This window comes from Pseudomonas sp. Yb2C2 (assembly GCF_052112325.1).
Lineage (GTDB): Bacteria > Pseudomonadota > Gammaproteobacteria > Pseudomonadales > Pseudomonadaceae > Aquipseudomonas > Aquipseudomonas marginalis.
In genome coordinates this window covers 61,129-79,643 of record NZ_JAVAJK010000012.1, presented here as the reverse complement: position 1 = coordinate 79,643, position 18,515 = coordinate 61,129, and the positions used below count along the sequence as shown (strand labels likewise).

16 protein-coding genes are annotated in these 18,515 nt (G+C 58.8%); 15 read left to right on the top strand and 1 reads right to left on the bottom strand.

Annotated features, from left to right (window positions below):
• Positions 1-177 precede the first annotated feature (177 nt).
• The 11 genes from sdhC to Q8X51_RS17875 all read left to right on the top strand — a co-directional run bounded on the left by sdhC (position 178) and on the right by Q8X51_RS17875 (position 14,169).
• Positions 178-552, top strand: a complete 375-nt coding sequence (gene sdhC / locus Q8X51_RS17925; protein ID WP_003172804.1) for a succinate dehydrogenase, cytochrome b556 subunit — start codon at positions 178-180, stop codon at positions 550-552.
• Positions 546-914 carry a succinate dehydrogenase, hydrophobic membrane anchor protein gene (sdhD, locus tag Q8X51_RS17920; protein ID WP_003172805.1) on the top strand — a complete coding sequence of 123 codons (369 nt, stop codon included), beginning with the start codon at positions 546-548 and terminating at the stop codon, positions 912-914. The genes sdhC and sdhD overlap by 7 nt, the downstream gene beginning before the upstream one ends.
• A gap of 3 nt (positions 915-917) precedes the next feature.
• Positions 918-2,690 (top strand): succinate dehydrogenase flavoprotein subunit, encoded by a 1,773-nt coding sequence (sdhA, locus tag Q8X51_RS17915; protein WP_065924487.1) that lies wholly within the window; start codon positions 918-920, stop codon positions 2,688-2,690.
• Positions 2,691-2,701: 11 nt separating this feature from the next.
• Entirely contained in the window at positions 2,702-3,406 is a 705-nt protein-coding gene (locus tag Q8X51_RS17910) for a succinate dehydrogenase iron-sulfur subunit (RefSeq protein WP_003172807.1), read from the top strand.
• 261 nt (positions 3,407-3,667) lie between these two features.
• Positions 3,668-6,499, top strand: a complete 2,832-nt coding sequence (locus Q8X51_RS17905; RefSeq protein WP_065924488.1) for a 2-oxoglutarate dehydrogenase E1 component — start codon at positions 3,668-3,670, stop codon at positions 6,497-6,499.
• Between the two features lie 44 nt (positions 6,500-6,543).
• Complete coding sequence (gene odhB, locus Q8X51_RS17900) at positions 6,544-7,767, top strand: 2-oxoglutarate dehydrogenase complex dihydrolipoyllysine-residue succinyltransferase (RefSeq protein ID WP_065924489.1); 1,224 nt, start codon at positions 6,544-6,546, stop codon at positions 7,765-7,767.
• A 101-nt stretch (positions 7,768-7,868) separates the two neighbouring features.
• Positions 7,869-9,305 carry a dihydrolipoyl dehydrogenase gene (gene lpdA / locus Q8X51_RS17895; RefSeq protein ID WP_065924490.1) on the top strand — a complete coding sequence of 479 codons (1,437 nt, stop codon included), beginning with the start codon at positions 7,869-7,871 and terminating at the stop codon, positions 9,303-9,305.
• Between the two features lie 204 nt (positions 9,306-9,509).
• A complete protein-coding gene (gene sucC / locus Q8X51_RS17890) occupies positions 9,510-10,676 on the top strand; it encodes an ADP-forming succinate--CoA ligase subunit beta (RefSeq protein WP_003233235.1) in 1,167 nt (388 codons plus the stop codon).
• Positions 10,676-11,557, top strand: a complete 882-nt coding sequence (gene sucD, locus Q8X51_RS17885; RefSeq protein ID WP_003172813.1) for a succinate--CoA ligase subunit alpha — start codon at positions 10,676-10,678, stop codon at positions 11,555-11,557. The genes sucC and sucD overlap by 1 nt, the downstream gene beginning before the upstream one ends.
• A gap of 417 nt (positions 11,558-11,974) precedes the next feature.
• Positions 11,975-13,288 carry a branched-chain amino acid transport system II carrier protein gene (gene brnQ, locus Q8X51_RS17880; RefSeq protein ID WP_065924491.1) on the top strand — a complete coding sequence of 438 codons (1,314 nt, stop codon included), beginning with the start codon at positions 11,975-11,977 and terminating at the stop codon, positions 13,286-13,288.
• A gap of 143 nt (positions 13,289-13,431) precedes the next feature.
• Positions 13,432-14,169, top strand: coding sequence for a DUF599 domain-containing protein (locus Q8X51_RS17875; RefSeq protein WP_027607062.1), 738 nt, complete (start codon positions 13,432-13,434; stop codon positions 14,167-14,169).
• Between the two features lie 97 nt (positions 14,170-14,266).
• Here Q8X51_RS17875 and Q8X51_RS17870 read toward each other — a convergent pair whose 3' ends face one another.
• Positions 14,267-14,518, bottom strand: a complete 252-nt coding sequence (locus Q8X51_RS17870) for a hypothetical protein (RefSeq protein ID WP_010211724.1) — start codon at positions 14,516-14,518, stop codon at positions 14,267-14,269.
• Between the two features lie 158 nt (positions 14,519-14,676).
• Here Q8X51_RS17870 and Q8X51_RS17865 point away from each other — a divergent pair, with 158 nt between their 5' ends.
• From Q8X51_RS17865 to Q8X51_RS17850, 4 genes are all read left to right on the top strand, one after another.
• Positions 14,677-15,153: a PaaI family thioesterase gene (locus Q8X51_RS17865; protein WP_407694048.1), complete on the top strand. Its 477-nt coding sequence runs from the start codon at positions 14,677-14,679 to the stop codon at positions 15,151-15,153.
• On the top strand, positions 15,150-15,602 hold the full coding sequence (locus Q8X51_RS17860; protein ID WP_065924493.1) for a PaaI family thioesterase: 453 nt from the start codon (positions 15,150-15,152) through the stop codon (positions 15,600-15,602). Before Q8X51_RS17865 ends, Q8X51_RS17860 begins: the two co-directional genes overlap by 4 nt.
• A gap of 89 nt (positions 15,603-15,691) precedes the next feature.
• Entirely contained in the window at positions 15,692-17,596 is a 1,905-nt protein-coding gene (gene htpG / locus Q8X51_RS17855) for a molecular chaperone HtpG (RefSeq protein WP_065947272.1), read from the top strand.
• Positions 17,597-17,775: 179 nt separating this feature from the next.
• A complete protein-coding gene (locus tag Q8X51_RS17850; protein ID WP_065924495.1) occupies positions 17,776-18,504 on the top strand; it encodes a dienelactone hydrolase family protein in 729 nt (242 codons plus the stop codon).
• The last annotated feature ends 11 nt before the right edge of the window (positions 18,505-18,515 follow it).

Below are 18,515 nucleotides of genomic sequence, written 5' to 3'. Positions count from 1 at the left end.
GAGGTGCGCGCGTTGTCATTAGTAACCTAACTGTCTATACTCGGCCACCGACCGCCAAGGGCTTTTGGGCTTGCTTTCATTGGGGGTCGCACTCCCTGGGTGGTGCTTACCTGACCAGTCGCACTCCCCAACAACTTTGCCCTGATTGTTAGGGGCTCTTCAGTGTGAAAAAAAGCCGTGAATAGCCAACGACCTGTAAACCTAGACCTAAGGACCATCAAACTCCCCATCACCGGCGTTACGTCGTTCCTGCACCGTGTTTCCGGCATCATCCTGTTCCTGGGCTTGGGCATCATGCTTTATGCATTGAGCAAATCCCTGGGTTCCGAGGAAGGATACGCCGAGGTGAAGGCATGCTTGACCAGCCCGCTGGCCAAGTTCGTAGCATGGGGCCTCCTGTCCGCTCTGCTGTATCACCTGGTAGCCGGTGTGCGCCACTTGATCATGGACATGGGCATCGGTGAGACGCTGGAAGGCGGCCGCCTGGGCTCGAAAATCATCATCGCCATTTCCGTGGTGCTGATCGTTCTGGCAGGAGTTTGGATATGGTAACCAGCGTTACGAACCTATCGCGTTCGGGCCTCTATGACTGGATGGCGCAGCGTGTGTCTGCGGTCGTTCTCGCGGCTTATTTCATTTTCCTGATCGGATACCTCGTCGCAAACCCGGGCATCGGCTACGAGCAATGGCACGGGCTGTTTTCCCACAATGCGATGCGAATCTTCAGCCTGCTGGCCCTTGTAGCCCTGGGCGCTCACGCCTGGGTCGGCATGTGGACCATCGCGACCGACTACCTGACGCCGATGGCGCTGGGCAAGTCCGCGACCGCAGTCCGTTTCCTCTTCCAGGCAGTATGCGGCGTCGCGATGTTCGCTTACTTCGTCTGGGGTGTGCAGATTCTTTGGGGTATCTGATTCATGGCTAACATTCCAACTATTTCCTTCGACGCCATCATCATTGGTGGCGGCGGTGCCGGCATGCGCGCAGCGCTGCAGCTGGCCCAGGGCGGTCACAAGACTGCCGTGATCACCAAGGTATTCCCGACGCGCTCCCACACCGTGTCGGCCCAGGGTGGCATCACCTGCGCCATCGCGTCCGCCGACCCGAACGATGACTGGCGCTGGCACATGTACGATACCGTCAAGGGTTCCGACTACATCGGTGACCAGGACGCTATCGAATACATGTGTCAGGAAGGCCCGGCCGCGGTGTTCGAGCTGGACCACATGGGCCTGCCGTTCTCCCGTACCGAACAAGGTCGTATCTACCAGCGTCCATTCGGCGGCCAGTCGAAGGACTACGGTAAAGGCGGCCAGGCTGCCCGTACCTGCGCTGCGTCCGACCGTACCGGTCACGCGCTGCTGCACACCCTTTATCAGGGCAACCTGAAAGCCGGCACCACGTTCCTGAACGAATACTACGCAGTGGATCTGGTGAAGAACGCCGACGGTGCATTCGTTGGCGTGATCGCCATCTGCATCGAAACCGGTGAAACCACCTACATCCGCGCCAAGGCTACCGTTCTGGCGACCGGCGGTGCAGGTCGTATCTACGCTTCCACCACCAATGCCCTGATCAACACCGGTGACGGCGTCGGCATGGCACTGCGTGCCGGCGTGCCGGTGCAGGACATCGAAATGTGGCAGTTCCACCCGACCGGCATCGCCGGCGCCGGTGTACTGGTCACCGAAGGTTGCCGTGGTGAAGGTGGTTACCTGATCAACAAGCACGGCGAGCGTTTCATGGAGCGTTATGCTCCGAACGCGAAAGACCTGGCGGGTCGTGACGTCGTTGCCCGTTCGATGGTCAAGGAAATCATCGCCGGTAACGGCTGTGGCCCGAATGGCGACCACGTACTGCTGAAGCTCGATCACCTGGGTGAAGAAGTGCTGCACAGCCGCCTGCCGGGTATCTGTGAGCTGTCCAAGACCTTTGCCCACGTTGACCCGGTTGTTGCTCCGGTTCCGGTTGTCCCAACCTGCCACTACATGATGGGCGGTGTTCCGACCAACATTCATGGCCAGGCGATCACCCAGAACGCCGAAGGCGTGGACGAGATCATCCACGGTCTGTTCGCGGTAGGCGAAGTGGCCTGCGTATCGGTACACGGTGCCAACCGTCTGGGCGGCAACTCGCTGCTCGACCTGGTGGTATTCGGCCGCGCGGCTGGCCTGCACCTGGAAAAAGCCCTGACCGACGGCATCGAATACGATGACGCCACCGACGCCAACATCGAGGCCGCCCTGTCGCGCCTGAACGCTCTGAACGAGCGCACTGATGGCGAAGACGTGGCAACCCTGCGTCGCGAGCTGCAAAGCTGCATGCAGAACTACTTCGGTGTATTCCGTACCGGCGAATACATGCAGAAGGGTATTGCCCAGCTGGCCGATCTGCGCAAGCGCATCGCCAACGTCAAGATCAACGATAAGAGCCAGGCGTTCAACACCGCTCGTATCGAAGCCCTTGAACTGCAAAACCTGCTGGAAGTGGCTGAAGCGACTGCGATCGCCGCCGAGGTTCGTAAGGAATCCCGTGGTGCCCACGCTCGTGAAGACTTTGAAGATCGCGATGACGAAAACTGGTTGTGCCACACCCTGTACTTCCCGGGTGACAAGCGCGTAACCAAGCGTGCCGTGAACTTCTCGCCGAAGACGGTTCCGACGTTTGAACCGAAGATTCGGACTTACTAAGGGTGGCTGCCATGTTGAAAGTCAGTGTTTATCGCTACAACCCTGATCAGGACGCTGCGCCGTTCATGCAGGAGTTCCAGGTCGATACCGGTGGTAAAGACCTGATGGTGCTGGATGTATTGGCACTGATCAAAGAGCAGGACGAGGGTTTCTCCTATCGTCGCTCTTGCCGTGAAGGTGTTTGCGGTTCCGACGGCATGAACATCAACGGCAAAAACGGCCTGGCGTGCATCACGCCGCTGTCCGCTGTTGTCAAAGGCAACAAGCTGATCGTTCGTCCTCTGCCAGGTTTGCCGGTTATCCGTGACCTGGTCGTCGATATGAGCATCTTCTACAAGCAATACGAGAAAGTTAAGCCGTTCCTGCAGAACGACACGCCGGCTCCGGCCATCGAGCGTCTGCAGTCCCCAGAAGAGCGTGAAAAGCTCGACGGTCTGTACGAGTGCATCCTGTGCGCCTGCTGCTCGACCTCGTGCCCGTCCTTCTGGTGGAACCCGGACAAGTTCCTGGGCCCAGCTGCCCTGCTGCAAGCGTATCGCTTCCTGGCAGACAGCCGTGACACCAAGACGTCCGAGCGCCTGGCTTCGCTGGATGACCCGTTCAGCGTATTCCGCTGCCGCGGGATCATGAACTGCGTCAACGTATGTCCCAAAGGCCTGAACCCGACTAAGGCCATTGGTCACATCCGTAACATGCTGCTGCAAAGCGGCGTGTAACTGACGTTGTAACAAGGCAGGACCGTTGTGCCCGTAAATGCTACGGCGCAGGCTTCAACCGGCGCCGTAGTTTTAACTTGAGCAGCGACTTACAAAGCCGCGGCTCTTATTTTGAAGAAATGAGACAAGCAGGGGCATTCGGGTTGGTACCCGAACTATCAGCGTGATCCTAAGTGGCTTGTTTTGGTCGCTGCACTTGGCCTTTTGCAAGCAAACTCGGTGTTTTCGCCGGTGGTGTCCCCAAATCGAGGGTGACCAAGCATGCAAGAAAGCGTGATGCAGCGCATGTGGAACAGCGGCTATCTTTCAGGTGGTAACGCTGCCTATGTGGAAGAGCTTTATGAGCTCTACCTGCACGACCCTAACGCTGTGCCAGAAGAATGGCGCACCAAATTTCAGACGTTGTCTTCAGACGGCAACGCTGCCACCGATGTATCGCACGCAACAATTCGCGATCAGTTCGTGCTGCTGGCAAAGAACCAGCGCCGCGCCCAGCCGGTTTCCGCCGGCAGCGTGAGCAGTGAGCACGAGAAGAAGCAAGTTGAAGTACTGCGACTGATCCAGGCCTACCGGATGCGTGGCCACCAGGCGGCCCAGCTTGACCCGCTGGGGCTCTGGCAGCGTCCTGCACCTGCAGACCTGTCGATCAATCATTACGGCTTGACCAATGCCGATCTTGATACGACCTTCCGTGCCGGCGACCTGTTCATCGGCAAAGAGGAAGCGAGCCTACGCGAAATTCACGAAGCGTTGCAGCAGACATATTGCCGCACCATCGGCGCCGAGTTCACGCACATCACCGATTCCGAGCAACGCCACTGGTTCCAGCATCGCCTGGAAGGCGTGCGTGGCCGTCCGGTATTGTCCGCCGACGTGCGCAGCCACCTGCTTGAGCGCGTGACCGCAGCCGAGGGCCTGGAAAAATACCTGGGTACCAAATACCCGGGCACCAAGCGTTTCGGCCTGGAAGGCGGCGAGAGCCTGATTCCGATGCTCGACGAGCTGATCCAGCGTTCCGGTTCCTACGGCACCAAGGAAATCGTGATCGGCATGGCCCACCGTGGTCGCCTGAACGTGTTGGTCAACACCTTCGGCAAGAACCCGCGTGAGCTGTTCGACGAGTTCGAAGGCAAGAAGAAGGTCGAGCTGGGTTCCGGTGACGTTAAATACCACCAGGGCTTCTCGTCCAACGTGATGACCACCGGCGGTGAAGTTCACCTGGCCATGGCGTTCAACCCATCCCACCTGGAAATCGTTTCTCCAGTGGTCGAGGGTTCGGTCCGTGCTCGCCAGGATCGTCGTAACGACACTACCGGTGAAAAGGTCCTGCCGATTTCCATCCACGGTGACGCGGCATTCGCCGGTCAAGGCGTGGTCCTGGAAACGTTCCAGATGTCGCAGACCCGCGGCTTCAAGACCGGCGGTACCGTTCACATCGTCATCAACAACCAGGTTGGCTTCACCATCAGCAACCCGTTGGATGCGCGTTCCACCGAGTACGCCACCGACGTTGCCAAGATGATCCAGGCGCCGATCCTCCATGTGAATGGCGATGATCCGGAAGCCGTGCTGTTCGTGACCCAACTGGCTGTCGACTACCGCATGCAGTTCAAGCGTGACGTGGTGATCGACCTGGTTTGCTACCGCCGTCGCGGTCACAACGAAGCCGACGAGCCAAGCGGCACCCAGCCGTTGATGTACCAGCAGATCACCAAGCAGCGCACCACCCGTGAGCTGTATGCCGAAAGCCTGACCAAGGCCGGTATCGTTGACGATGAACGGGTTCAGGCGAAGATCGATGAATACCGCAACGCGCTGGACAATGGTCTGCATGTCGTAAAAAGCCTGGTCAAGGAGCCGAACAAAGAGCTGTTCGTTGACTGGCGTCCGTACCTGGGTCACACCTGGACGGCGCGTCACGACACCTCGTTCGATCTGAAGACCCTGCAGGAACTGTCCGCCAAGCTGCTGGAAATCCCGGATGGCTTCGTGGTGCAGCGCCAGGTTGCGAAGATCTACGAAGACCGTCAGAAGATGCAAGCCGGCGGCCTGCCGATCAACTGGGGTTATGCCGAAACCATGGCGTACGCGACCCTGGCGTTCGAAGGTCACCCGATCCGCATGACCGGCCAGGACATCGGCCGTGGTACGTTCTCGCACCGTCACGCGGTACTGCACAACCAGAAAGACGCGGGCACCTACATCCCGCTGCAGAACCTGTACGAAGGCCAGCCGCGTTTCGACCTGTACGATTCGTTCCTGTCCGAAGAAGCCGTACTGGCGTTCGAATACGGTTACTCGACCACCACGCCGCAGGCGCTGGTGATCTGGGAAGCCCAGTTCGGCGACTTCGCCAACGGTGCCCAGGTGGTTATCGACCAGTTCATCACCAGCGGCGAGCACAAGTGGGGCCGTCTGTGCGGTCTGACCATGCTGCTGCCACACGGTTATGAAGGTCAGGGGCCGGAGCACTCCTCGGCCCGTCTGGAGCGTTACCTGCAGCTGTGCGCCGAGCACAACATCCAGGTGTGCGTGCCGACCACCCCGGCGCAGATCTACCACTTGCTGCGTCGCCAGGTGATCCGCCCGCTGCGCAAGCCGCTGGTAGTGCTGACCCCGAAATCGCTGCTGCGTCACAAATTGGCCATCTCGACCCTGGAAGATCTGGCGGATGGTTCGTTCCAGACCGTGATTCCAGAGATCGATACGCTGGACGCGGCCAAGGTCACTCGCCTGATCCTGTGCAGCGGCAAGGTCTACTACGACCTGCTGGAAAAACGCCGTGCCGAAGGCCGCGAAGACATCGCCATCGTGCGTATCGAGCAGCTTTACCCGTTCCCGGAAGATGACCTCATGGAGATCATCGCGCCTTACACCAACCTCACCAATGTGGTGTGGTGTCAGGAAGAACCGATGAACCAGGGCGCTTGGTACAGCAGCCAGCATCACCTGCGCCGCAGCATCGGTAACCACAACAAGGCCCTGGGCCTGGAATACGCCGGCCGTGATGCTTCCGCTGCACCTGCGTGTGGTTATGCGTCGATGCACGCCGAGCAGCAGGAAAAACTGCTGCAAGATGCTTTCACTGTTTAACGCCTTCGCGCTGACTGAAACCGAATTTTAAGGACCCACAGATAATGGCTATCGAAATCAAAGCCCCGTCATTCCCGGAATCGGTTGCCGATGGCACCGTTGCCACCTGGCACAAGAAACCAGGTGAGGCCGTCAAGCGTGACGACCTGATCGTCGACATCGAGACCGACAAAGTCGTGCTGGAAGTGTTGGCCGAAGCTGACGGCGTGCTGGGCGCAATCGTTGCCGAAGAGGGCGCTACCGTTCTGTCGAACCAGGTACTCGGCTCGATCGAAGAGGGCAGCGCTGCCGCTGCTCCTGCTGCCGCTGCTGCACCGGCCGCTGCCTCGGCACCTGCTGCCGCTCCGGCTGCGGGTGGCGAAGATCCAATCGCTGCACCGGCTGCTCGCCAGTTGGCCGAAGAAAACGGCATCAACCTGGCTTCCATCAAAGGCACCGGCAAAGACGGCCGTGTGACCAAGGAAGATGTGGTCGCTGCTGTTGAAGCCAAGAAAAACGCTCCGGCTGCCGCGCCTGCCAAGGCTGCTGCCCCGGCTGCCGCTGCGCCTGTGTTCGCTGCCGGCGACCGCACCGAGAAGCGTGTACCGATGACCCGCGTGCGTGCCACCGTGGCCAAGCGCCTGGTTGAAGCACAGTCGAACATGGCGATGCTGACCACTTTCAACGAAGTCGACATGACCGAAGTCATGGCCCTGCGTTCGAAGTACAAGGATCTGTTCGAGAAGTCCCACAACGGCGTGCGCCTGGGCTTCATGTCGTTCTTCGTGAAAGCGGCCACCGAAGCGCTGAAACGCTTCCCGGCAGTCAACGCTTCCATCGACGGCGGCGACATCGTTTACCACGGTTATGCAGACGTCGGCGTTGCCGTGTCCAGCGACCGTGGCCTGGTGGTTCCGGTCCTGCGTAACGCCGAACTGATGAGCCTGGCCGAAATCGAAGGCGGCATCGCCGGCTTCGGCAAGAAAGCCCGTGACGGCAAGCTGACCATCGACGAGATGACCGGTGGTACCTTCACCATCACCAACGGTGGTACCTTCGGTTCGATGATGTCGACGCCGATCGTTAACCCGCCACAAGCCGCGATCCTGGGCATGCACAACATCATCCAGCGTCCGATGGCCATCAACGGCCAAGTCGTGATCCGCCCAATGATGTACCTGGCGCTGTCTTACGATCACCGCCTGATCGATGGTAAAGAAGCCGTGACTTTCCTGGTGACCATCAAGAACCTGCTGGAAGACCCGGCTCGTCTGCTGCTGGATATCTGATAGAAGCAGCTGCAGGTCTCAAGTGACAGATTGCCGGATAAGGCAGTTGGGCTTGGGGCTTGCGGCTTGAAAGCTTGCTGCTAAATAGAGGAACTATTTTCATGTCGCAGAAATTTGACGTTGTAGTGATTGGTGCGGGTCCTGGCGGCTACGTTGCCGCCATCAAGGCCGCACAACTGGGCCTCTCGACTGCTTGCATTGAAAAATACACCGACAAGGAAGGCAAACTGGCACTGGGCGGTACTTGCCTGAACGTCGGTTGCATTCCTTCCAAGGCGCTGCTGGACAGCTCCTGGAAATTCCACGAAGCCCAGGACGGCTTCGCGATCCACGGCATCAACCATGCCGGCGTGACCATGGACGTGCCAGCAATGGTCGGCCGTAAAGCCAACATCGTTAAAGGCCTGACTTCCGGCGTTGCGACCTTGTTCAAGGCCAACGGCGTGACTTCCCTGCAAGGCCACGGCAAACTGCTGGCCGGCAAGAAAGTTGAAATCACCAAGCCGGACGGCTCGGTAGAAATCATCGAAGCCGAGAACGTGATCCTGGCCCCAGGTTCGCGTCCAATCGACATTCCACCGGCTCCGGTTGACCAGAACGTGATCGTTGATTCGACCGGCGCCCTGGAATTCCAGGCCGTGCCTAAGCGCCTGGGCGTGATCGGCGCTGGCGTCATCGGCCTGGAACTGGGTTCGGTCTGGTCCCGCCTGGGTTCCGAAGTGACCGTGCTGGAAGCCCTGGACACGTTCCTGCTGGCTGCCGACACCGCAGTGTCCAAGGAAGCGCTGAAAACCCTGACCAAACAAGGTCTGGACATCAAGCTGGGCGCTCGCGTGACCGGCTCTAAGGTTAATGGCGAAGAAGTCGTCGTGACCTACACCGACAAGGATGGCGAACAGACCATCACTTTCGACAAGCTGATCGTGGCCGTTGGTCGCCGTCCAGTGACCACCGACCTGCTGGCTTCCGACAGCGGCGTGAACATCGACGAGCGTGGCTTCATCCACGTTGACGATCACTGCGCTACCACCGTTCCGGGCGTCTACGCCATTGGCGACGTGGTTCGCGGCATGATGCTCGCGCACAAGGCTTCCGAAGAAGGCATCATGGTTGTCGAGCGCATCAAGGGTCACAAGACCCAGATGAACTACGACCTGATCCCATCGGTTATCTACACCCACCCGGAAATTGCATGGGTCGGCAAGAACGAACAGCAGTTGAAAGCTGAAGGCGTTGAAGTTAACGTCGGCACCTTCCCGTTCGCCGCTTCTGGCCGTGCCATGGCAGCCAACGACACCGGTGGTTTTGTCAAAGTCATCGCTGATGCCAAGACTGACCGCGTATTGGGCGTCCACGTGATTGGCCCAGGCGCAGCAGAACTGGTTCAGCAGGGCGCGATCGGTATGGAATTCGGCACCAGTGCCGAGGACATCGGCATGATGGTCTTCTCCCATCCGACCCTGTCCGAAGCGCTGCACGAAGCCGCGTTGGCAGTGAATGGCCATGCCATCCACATCGCCAACAAGAAGAAGCGCTAAGCGAGATAATAAGAAACCACGGCGGAGTTGCCCGTCGTGAGCCTTGCGCGCAAGACTCACCGCGGAATATCCGCTGGACGCAGTCTTGCGCAGCTTTACGGGCCTTGAGCCCCGCAAGTTGCGCAAGCAGCAGTCACAGGTGGCGCGGCACTCATAATGAGCGCAGCGCCGAATGCGCAGTACCTAACGAAGACGGTAAAAAGCATGAATCTTCACGAGTATCAGGGTAAGCAGCTGTTCGCTGAATACGGCCTGCCAGTTTCCAAGGGCTACGCAGTAGACACCCCGGAAGCAGCAGCAGAAGCTTGCGACAAAATCGGCGGCACCGAGTGGGTTGTCAAAGCCCAGGTCCACGCTGGTGGTCGCGGTAAAGCGGGCGGCGTTAAGCTGGTTCGCAGCAAAGAAGACGCCAAGGCCTTCGCACAGCAGTGGCTGGGCAAGCGTCTGGTGACTTACCAGACTGATGCCAATGGCCAGCCAGTCACCAAGATCCTGGTTGAATCGTGCACTGATATCGCTAAAGAGCTGTACCTGGGCGCTGTCGTTGACCGTTCGAGCCGTCGCATCGTGTTCATGGCTTCCACCGAAGGTGGCGTGGACATCGAGAAGATCGCTCACGAAACCCCAGAAAAAATTCTGAAAGCCACTATCGACCCACTGGTTGGCGCCCAGCCATTCCAGGGTCGCGAGCTGGCTTTCCAGCTGGGCCTGGAAGGCAAGCAAGTTGCCCAGTTCGCCAAGATCTTCGTAGGTCTGGCCAAACTGTTCCAGGATCACGATCTGGCCCTGCTGGAAGTGAACCCGCTGGTGATCAAGGCTGACGGCGATCTGCACTGCCTCGACGCGAAGATCAACATCGACGCCAACGCCATGTACCGTCAGCCTAAGCTGAAGACTTTCCACGATCCGTCGCAAGACGATCCGCGCGAAGCGCACGCTGCCAAGTTCGAACTGAACTACGTAGCCCTGGAAGGTAACATCGGTTGCATGGTCAACGGTGCCGGCCTGGCCATGGGTACCATGGACATCGTCAACCTGCATGGCGGCAAACCAGCCAACTTCCTCGACGTGGGCGGTGGTGCTACCAAGGAACGCGTAACCGAAGCCTTCAAGATCATCCTGTCCGACTCCAACGTCGCTGCAGTACTGGTCAACATCTTCGGCGGCATCGTTCGTTGCGACATGATTGCCGAAGGCATCATCGGCGCAGTGAAAGAAGTCGGCGTTAAAATCCCGGTTGTTGTTCGCCTTGAAGGCAACAACGCTGAACTGGGCGCTAAAGTACTGGCAGAAAGCGGTTTGAACATCATCGCGGCTACCAGCCTGACCGACGCTGCTCAACAAGTTGTCAAAGCTGCGGAGGGCAAATAATGAGCGTCCTGATCAATAAAGACACCAAAGTTATCTGCCAGGGTATTACCGGTTCGCAAGGTAGTTTCCACACCCAGCAAGCCATCGAATACGGCACCAAGATGGTTGGCGGCGTAACCCCGGGCAAAGGCGGCACCGAGCACCTGGGCCTGCCAGTGTTCAACACCGTGAAAGACGCTGTAGCTGCCACTGGCGCCACCGCCAGCGTGATCTACGTTCCAGCTCCTTTCTGCAAGGACTCGATCCTGGAAGCGGCATTCGGCGGCATCAAGCTGATCGTGTGCATCACCGAAGGCATTCCTACCCTGGACATGCTGGACGCTAAAGTTAAGTGCGACGAGCTGGGCGTAGTCCTGATCGGCCCTAACTGCCCAGGCGTGATCACTCCAGGCGAATGCAAGATCGGCATCATGCCAGGTCACATTCACTTGCCAGGTAAAGTCGGTATCGTTTCCCGTTCCGGCACCCTGACCTACGAAGCTGTGAAGCAAACTACTGACGCCGGTTTCGGTCAGTCGACTTGCGTCGGCATCGGCGGTGACCCGATCCCGGGCTCCAACTTCATCGATATCCTGAAGCTGTTCCAGGAAGACCCGAAGACCGAAGCGATCGTGATGATCGGTGAGATCGGCGGTTCGGCTGAAGAAGAAGCGGCTGCCTACATCAAGGCACACGTGACCAAGCCGGTTGTTTCCTACATCGCTGGTGTGACTGCCCCTGCGGGCAAGCGCATGGGCCATGCTGGCGCAATCATCTCTGGCGGCAAAGGCACTGCAGACGAGAAATTCGCTGCACTGCAAGACGCAGGCGTTAAAACCGTGCGTTCGCTGGCAGACATCGGCAAGGCCTTGGCCGAGCTGACCGGTTGGGCTGTCAAGTAAGCCTCGCGCTTAGCTGACGCTTTACCAGCAAAGGCCACCTTCGGGTGGCCTTTGTGCATTCTGCAGATTGTTGACGATTCAAATGTGGGAGGGGGCTTGCCCTCGATTGCAGTGCATCAGCCAGCTGATGTGGGACTGACGCACCGCTATCGGGAGCAAGCCCCCTCCCACAATTTTGTTTGTATTGCCAAATTAAGTATGAAAACGCGACATCGAGATGTCGCTTATCGGACAGTACGCCCCGCAACAGTGCGTTTGTCAGGCTAACTCTGTACCCTAGCCGCCTCTTTATGCGTCCGCCTCCCAAAAGGAAGCTGCGCGCTAGACCGGTCGGTGCCCATAAGGGCCGGCAGCATTTCCCTCATCCATAGGGAATCCCTCTCTAAATTCCGATTCAGTAGTGTGGTATTTCCTCAAATGAAAGTGTTGAAAAGCCAGGACATCCTGGCGTTGGGCTTCATGACCTTCGCCCTGTTCGTGGGCGCCGGCAACATCATCTTCCCGCCTATCGTTGGTTTGCAGTCCGGGCCTCATGTCTGGATGGCGGCGCTGGGCTTCCTGATCACCGCCGTTGGCCTGCCGGTGGTCACCGTGATCGCCCTGGCCAAGGTCGGTGGCGGCATGGACGCGCTGAGCAGCCCGATCGGCAAGATCGCCGGTGGCCTGCTCGCGGCGGCGGCGTATCTGGCGGTAGGGCCGCTGTTCGCCACCCCGCGTACCGCGACCGTGTCGTTTGAAGTGGGCCTGGCGCCGCTGACCGGCGAAAGCCCGCTGGCGCTGTTCCTCTACAGCTCGGTGTATTTCCTGGTGGTGTTCTTTGTCTCCCTGTACCCAGGCCGACTGCTGGACACCGTGGGTCGCTTCCTGGCGCCGCTGAAGATCATCGCCCTGGCCATCCTCGGCATTGCCGCGTTTGCCCTGCCGGCAGGTGAGGTGGGTGTCGCCACCCCGGAATACGTCGCCGCACCGTTTTCCCAGGGCTTTATCAATGGCTACCTGACCATGGATACCCTGGGGGCGCTGGTGTTTGGCATTGTGATCGTCAATGCGATCCGTTCCCGTGGTGTCGAATCGCCCAAGCTGATCACCCGCTACGCGATCATTGCCGGGTTGATTGCCGGCGTCGGTTTGGCGCTGGTGTATGTCAGCCTGTTCCGCCTCGGGTCGGGCAGCCATGAAGTCGCTGCCGGCGCTGCCAATGGCGCCGCAGTGCTGCACGCTTATGTTCAGCACACCTTCGGTTCCCTGGGCAGTGGGTTCCTGGCTGTATTGATCTCCCTGGCATGCCTGGTCACTGCCGTCGGCCTGACCTGCGCATGTGCCGAGTACTTCAGCAAAATCCTGCCGCTGTCCTACAAGACCCTGGTAGTGATCCTGGCGCTGTTCTCGCTGTTCGTGTCGAACCTGGGCCTGACCAAGCTGATTGCGTTCTCGATCCCGGTACTCACCGCGATCTACCCGCCGTGCATCGTGCTGGTGGCCTTGAGCTTCTGCAAAGACTTCTGGCAGGAACAGGGCCGTATCGTCGGGCCGGTGATGCTGGTGTCGTTCATCTTTGGTTGCATCGACGCGCTCAAGGGCGCAGGCCTGGCAGGCTGGATGCCTTCGCAGCTGGCGAACCTGCCGCTGAGCGAGCAAGGCCTGGCGTGGCTGGTGCCGTCGGTGATGACGCTGGTTGTGGCGGTCGTCATTGATCGCATGCTGGGTAAGCGCAGCGAAGCCATCGCATAACAAGCGGGTTTCATGCAGTACGGAAATGCCTCGTATCAATCGATACGGGGCATTTTTTTTGAGCGCAAGGCAGTGTCTTTTTCTTTGCGCTAACGTCGAACAGACGCAAAAAGTTTCTCAATCTTCTTTCTGCAAGGACCCGCATGTCGTTCGTCGAAGCCAATCAGATCCACCTGCTTGCCGCCCTCTGGTTCATCCTGTGCTGGGGCGGCTACACCCGTTATGCCACCTGGAAAGCCCGAGACACCGCGTGCCTGGCCAGTGTGCTGCATTTGTATCGCGAGGACTGGATGCGCCGCATGCTGCTGCGTGACAACCGCATCGCCGACGCCAGCGTGATCGGCAACCTGGAGCGTAATGCCTCATTCTTCGCCTCCAGCACCTTGATCATCCTCGCCGGCATTCTCACGGTGCTGGGGGCTTCCGAGCGGGCGGTGTCATTGCTGGCGGACATACCCATGGTGCAGCAGGCCTCCCAGGGCATGTCGGAGATCAAGCTGCTCTGCCTGGCGCTGGTCTTCGTGTATGCCTTCTTCACCTTCAGTTGGTGCATGCGCCAGTACAACTTTGCCGCGGTGCTGGTCGGGTCGGCACCGATGATCGGTGAACGGCATGTGTCGGAGCAGGAGCGCAAGGCGTTTGCCCTGCGTGCGGCGCGGGTGATCTCCATGGCCGCCAACCAGTTCAACTTTGGCCTGCGTTCTTATTACTTCGGCATGACCATGCTGGCGTGGTTCGTCAGCCCCTGGTTGTTCATGTTGATGAGTGCCGGGGTGGTGTTTGTGTTGTATCGCCGGGAGTTTCATTCCGACGTACTGCAAGTGATGGTGTATACGCAGACGGATACACCGATGCCTGAGCCCGCCAAAGAGGAGATTTAATGCGTGACGCGCTGAGTTAAAAACAACAGGCAAAGTAAAGCCCGCTCTATAAGCGGGCTTTCTTTTTATTGCAGCGAAGCTATTTCATGCAGCGGTATCAGGAACCGGTGGCAGGGGTAGCTGGTGCTGCTTCTTTTGCGGCGGCTTCGTTCGATTCAGCCTGAGCTTTGGCAGCATCGGCGTTTTCTTTCGCAGCGTCGTTCACTTTATCCTGAGCTTTCGCCATGTCTTTTTGAGCTTGCTCAGAATGCGCTGCGGCATCTTGGGCTTTGTCTTCGGATTTCTTGTCGCAAGCAGCGAGACCGAGGGCAGCGGCCAACATCATGGAAATAGCTAAAGTCTTACGCATGGGGTGTTTCTCCTTAGTGAAGATATCTACTGGCCTTTCGAGCATGGCCGTTCAGCATTAGTTCCTTTTATTCCACAGATATATAAACAACGACCTCAAAGGAACTTTCGCCTGCACCGTCTATTTCGCCCATCAACACTAATAAGAGTCTGCAACGAATGACCGAAAATCCCTTGTTAGAGCGCGCGACGCGCTTTGTCTCGGCCTTGCGCCATTGTCAGGTGCTGGGTATCAGCGTTCATCATGCCAGCGAGGAGGGCATCACGTTGGCCATGCCTTACGCCCCGCAGTTGGTGGGTGACCCCCAGACCGGCGTGATCCATGGTGGCGCTTTGATATCCTTGATGGACACTGCCTGCGGCATGGCCACCCTGTGTGTCCTGCCGGAGTTCGAGGTGTGCCCGACCCTGGGCCTGCGTGTCGACTATATGCATCCCGCCGAGCCGCATAAGCCGGTATATGGTTTCGCCCAATGCTACCGGGTGACCACCGATGTGATCTTTACCCGTGGTTTTGCCTACCAGGACGATCCGCAACAACCCATCGCCCATGTGGTGGGCACTTTCATGCGCATGGGCAAGCGTCTCAAGGGCACCCACGGGTTGGGGCGCGCGATCAAGGGAGAGCAGGCATGACCCATCGATTCAAGACCCGCCTGGAACAGGCTCATCAGCGCGGCAACTACGAGGCGCTGCTGGACCTGATCCCCTACGCCAAACTGATCGGTATCGAATGCACCCGGCTGGGGGATGAATTGCTGTTTCGCCTGCCGGCCCACAAGGACAATATTGGTAACCCCATATTGCCGGCGCTTCACGGCGGGGTGATTGCCGGCTTCATGGAACTGGCAGCGGCGTTGCACCTGCTGGTGTTTACCGGAGCGCCGGGCCTCCCGAAAATCATCGATTTCTCCCTCGATTACCTGCGCGCCGGCCAGTTTCGCGACACTTACGCCAAATGCCAGGTGTGGCGCCAGGGCCGACGGGTGGCGAATGTGGCGATCACCGCCTGGCAAACCACCGCCGCCGAGCCCATCGCCACCGCCCGTGCGCATTTCAAGATCGAGGACGTGGTCCGCCCTTGAAATCCTGCTCTTAGCCCCCAACTTTGATGACAACCCGCCGCCAACCCTTCAGGGCGCGGCCACTGCCATCCAATTGGAGTTTGATGACCATGAGTGTGGAAACTCAAAAGGAAACCCTGGGCTTCCAGACCGAGGTGAAGCAACTGCTGCACCTCATGATCCATTCGCTGTATTCCAACAAGGAAATCTTCCTTCGCGAATTGATCTCGAACGCCTCTGACGCTGTCGACAAATTACGTTTCGAAGCCCTGTCCAAGCCTGAACTGCTGGAAGGCGGCGCGGAACTGAAAATCCGTGTGAGCTTCGACAAAGACGCCAATACCGTCACCCTCGAAGACAACGGTATCGGCATGAGCCGTGAAGATGCGATCACCCACCTGGGGACCATCGCCAAATCCGGTACCGCCGACTTCATGAAAAACCTGTCCGGCGACCAGAAGAAAGATTCGCACCTGATCGGCCAGTTCGGTGTGGGCTTCTACTCGGCCTTCATCGTGGCCGACAAGGTTGAAGTGTTCAGCCGTCGTGCCGGCCTTGACGCCAGCGAAGGCGTGCACTGGGCTTCCAAGGGCGAGGGCGAATTTGAAATCGCCACCATCGACAAGGCTGACCGTGGTACCCGCATCGTCCTGCACCTCAAATCCGGTGAAGACGAGTTCGCCGACGGCTGGCGCCTGCGCAATATCATCAAGAAGTACTCCGACCATATTGCCTTGCCGATCGAGCTGCCGAAAGAACAAGCGGCTGCCGAAGGTGAAGAGAAGCCTGCCCAGGAATGGGAAACCGTCAACCGCGCCAGTGCCCTGTGGACCCGTCCGCGTACCGAGATCAAGGACGAGGAATACCAGGAGTTCTACAAGCATATCGGCCACGACTACGAAAACCCGCTGAGCTGGAGCCATAACAAGGTCGAAGGCAAGCTGGAATACAGCTCGCTGCTCTACGTGCCGGCCCGTGCGCCGTTCGACCTGTACCAGCGTGAAGCGCCAAAAGGCCTGAAGCTCTACGTGCAGCGCGTGTTCGTGATGGACCAGGCGGAGTCGTTCCTGCCGCTGTACCTGCGCTTTATCAAGGGTGTGGTCGACTCCAATGACCTGTCGCTGAACGTGTCGCGGGAAATCCTGCAAAAAGACCCGATCATCGATTCCATGAAGTCGGCGCTGACCAAGCGCGTACTCGACATGCTGGAAAAACTGGCGAAGAACGAGCCAGAGCAATACAAGGGTTTCTGGAAAAACTTCGGCCAGGTCATGAAAGAAGGCCCGGCGGAAGATTTTGCCAACAAGGAAAAAATCGCCGGTCTGCTGCGCTTTGCTTCCACCCAGGGTGAAGAGGGCGAGCAGGTGGTGTCCCTGGCCGAGTACCTGGCACGTGCCAAGGAAGGCCAGGACAAGATTTACTACCTCACCGGCGAAACCTACGCACAGGTCAAGAACAGCCCGCACCTGGAAGTCTTCCGTAAGAAAGGCATCGAAGTGCTGCTGCTGACCGACCGTATCGATGAGTGGCTGATGAGCTACCTCAACGAGTTCGACGGCAAATCCTTTGTCGACGTGGCCCGTGGCGACCTGGACCTGGGTAACCTGGACTCCGAGGAAGAGAAGAAAGAAGCCGAGGAGGTCGCCAAGGCCAAAGAAGGCCTGGTTGAGCGGATCAAGGCGTCCCTGGGCGATGCCGTCAGCGAAGTGCGGGTTTCCCACCGTCTGACCGATTCCCCGGCGATCCTGGCCATCGGCGAGCAGGACCTGGGCATGCAGATGCGCCAGATCCTCGAAGCCAGCGGCCAGAAGGTCCCGGACTCCAAGCCGATCTTCGAATTCAACCCGGCTCACCCGTTGATCGAGAAACTCGACGGCGAGCAGAGCGAAGAGCGCTTTGGCGACCTGTCCCACATCCTTTTCGACCAGGCGGCCCTGGCCGCTGGCGACAGCCTCAAGGACCCGGCCGCCTACGTGCGCCGACTGAACAAGCTGTTGGTTGAACTGTCGGTTTGATACCGTTGTAGAAAAACCCGCTTCGGCGGGTTTTTTCGTTTGTAGGAGCGAGCTTGCTCGCGAAAAAACTGCGGGCGGCGCTGGGTGTCAGGTTGCCCGCGTGATCGTTGAGGTTCTTCGCGAGCAAGCTCGCACCTACAGCCTATTTCCGTTCTAGTGATCTTCAACTGGAGAAAATGATGAGCCAAGTCACTGTGCGTTCCGTGGTCTATCAGATTGATGGCCAGTCTTATGAAAGCCGCCTGGCGTTCGATGCCAGCCAAAAGAACCCGCTGCCCGGCCTGCTGATGGCGCCGAACTGGATGGGGGTGAGTGCGGGTGCCGAGGAGATCGCCAAGAGCGTTGCCGCCAAGGGCTACGTGGTGCTGATCGCCGACCTCTACGGGCAAACCGTGCGCCCGTCGAATGGCGATGAAGCCGGCGCCGCAATGATGCCGTTGAAGAATGATCGCCCGTTGCTGAACAAACGCATGCAGGCTGCCCTTGAGCAGCTGCAGGGCCAGACCGAAGCGGCAGTGGACACCTCGAAGCTGGCCACCTTTGGTTTCTGCTTCGGCGGTTGCTGCTCCCTGGAGCTGGCACGTACCGGTGCGCCATTGAAGGCTGCCGTATCGTTCCACGGTACCCTCGACACGCCGAACCCGGCAGACGCGAAAAACATCAAGGGTCCAGTGCTGGTACTGCACGGTGCTTCCGACCCGTTGGTGCCGAAAGAGCAACTGCCGGCGTTCGAAGATGAAATGAACGCGGCCGGCGTGGATTGGCAATTGCTGAGTTACGGCGGTGCGGTGCATTCCTTCACTGACCCGGATGCCAATGTGCCGGGCAAGATGATGTATGACGCCAAGACCGCTGCACGGGCGTTCCGGTCGATGCATAACTTGCTGGATGAAGTGTTCAAGGGCTGAATCTTCAGCGC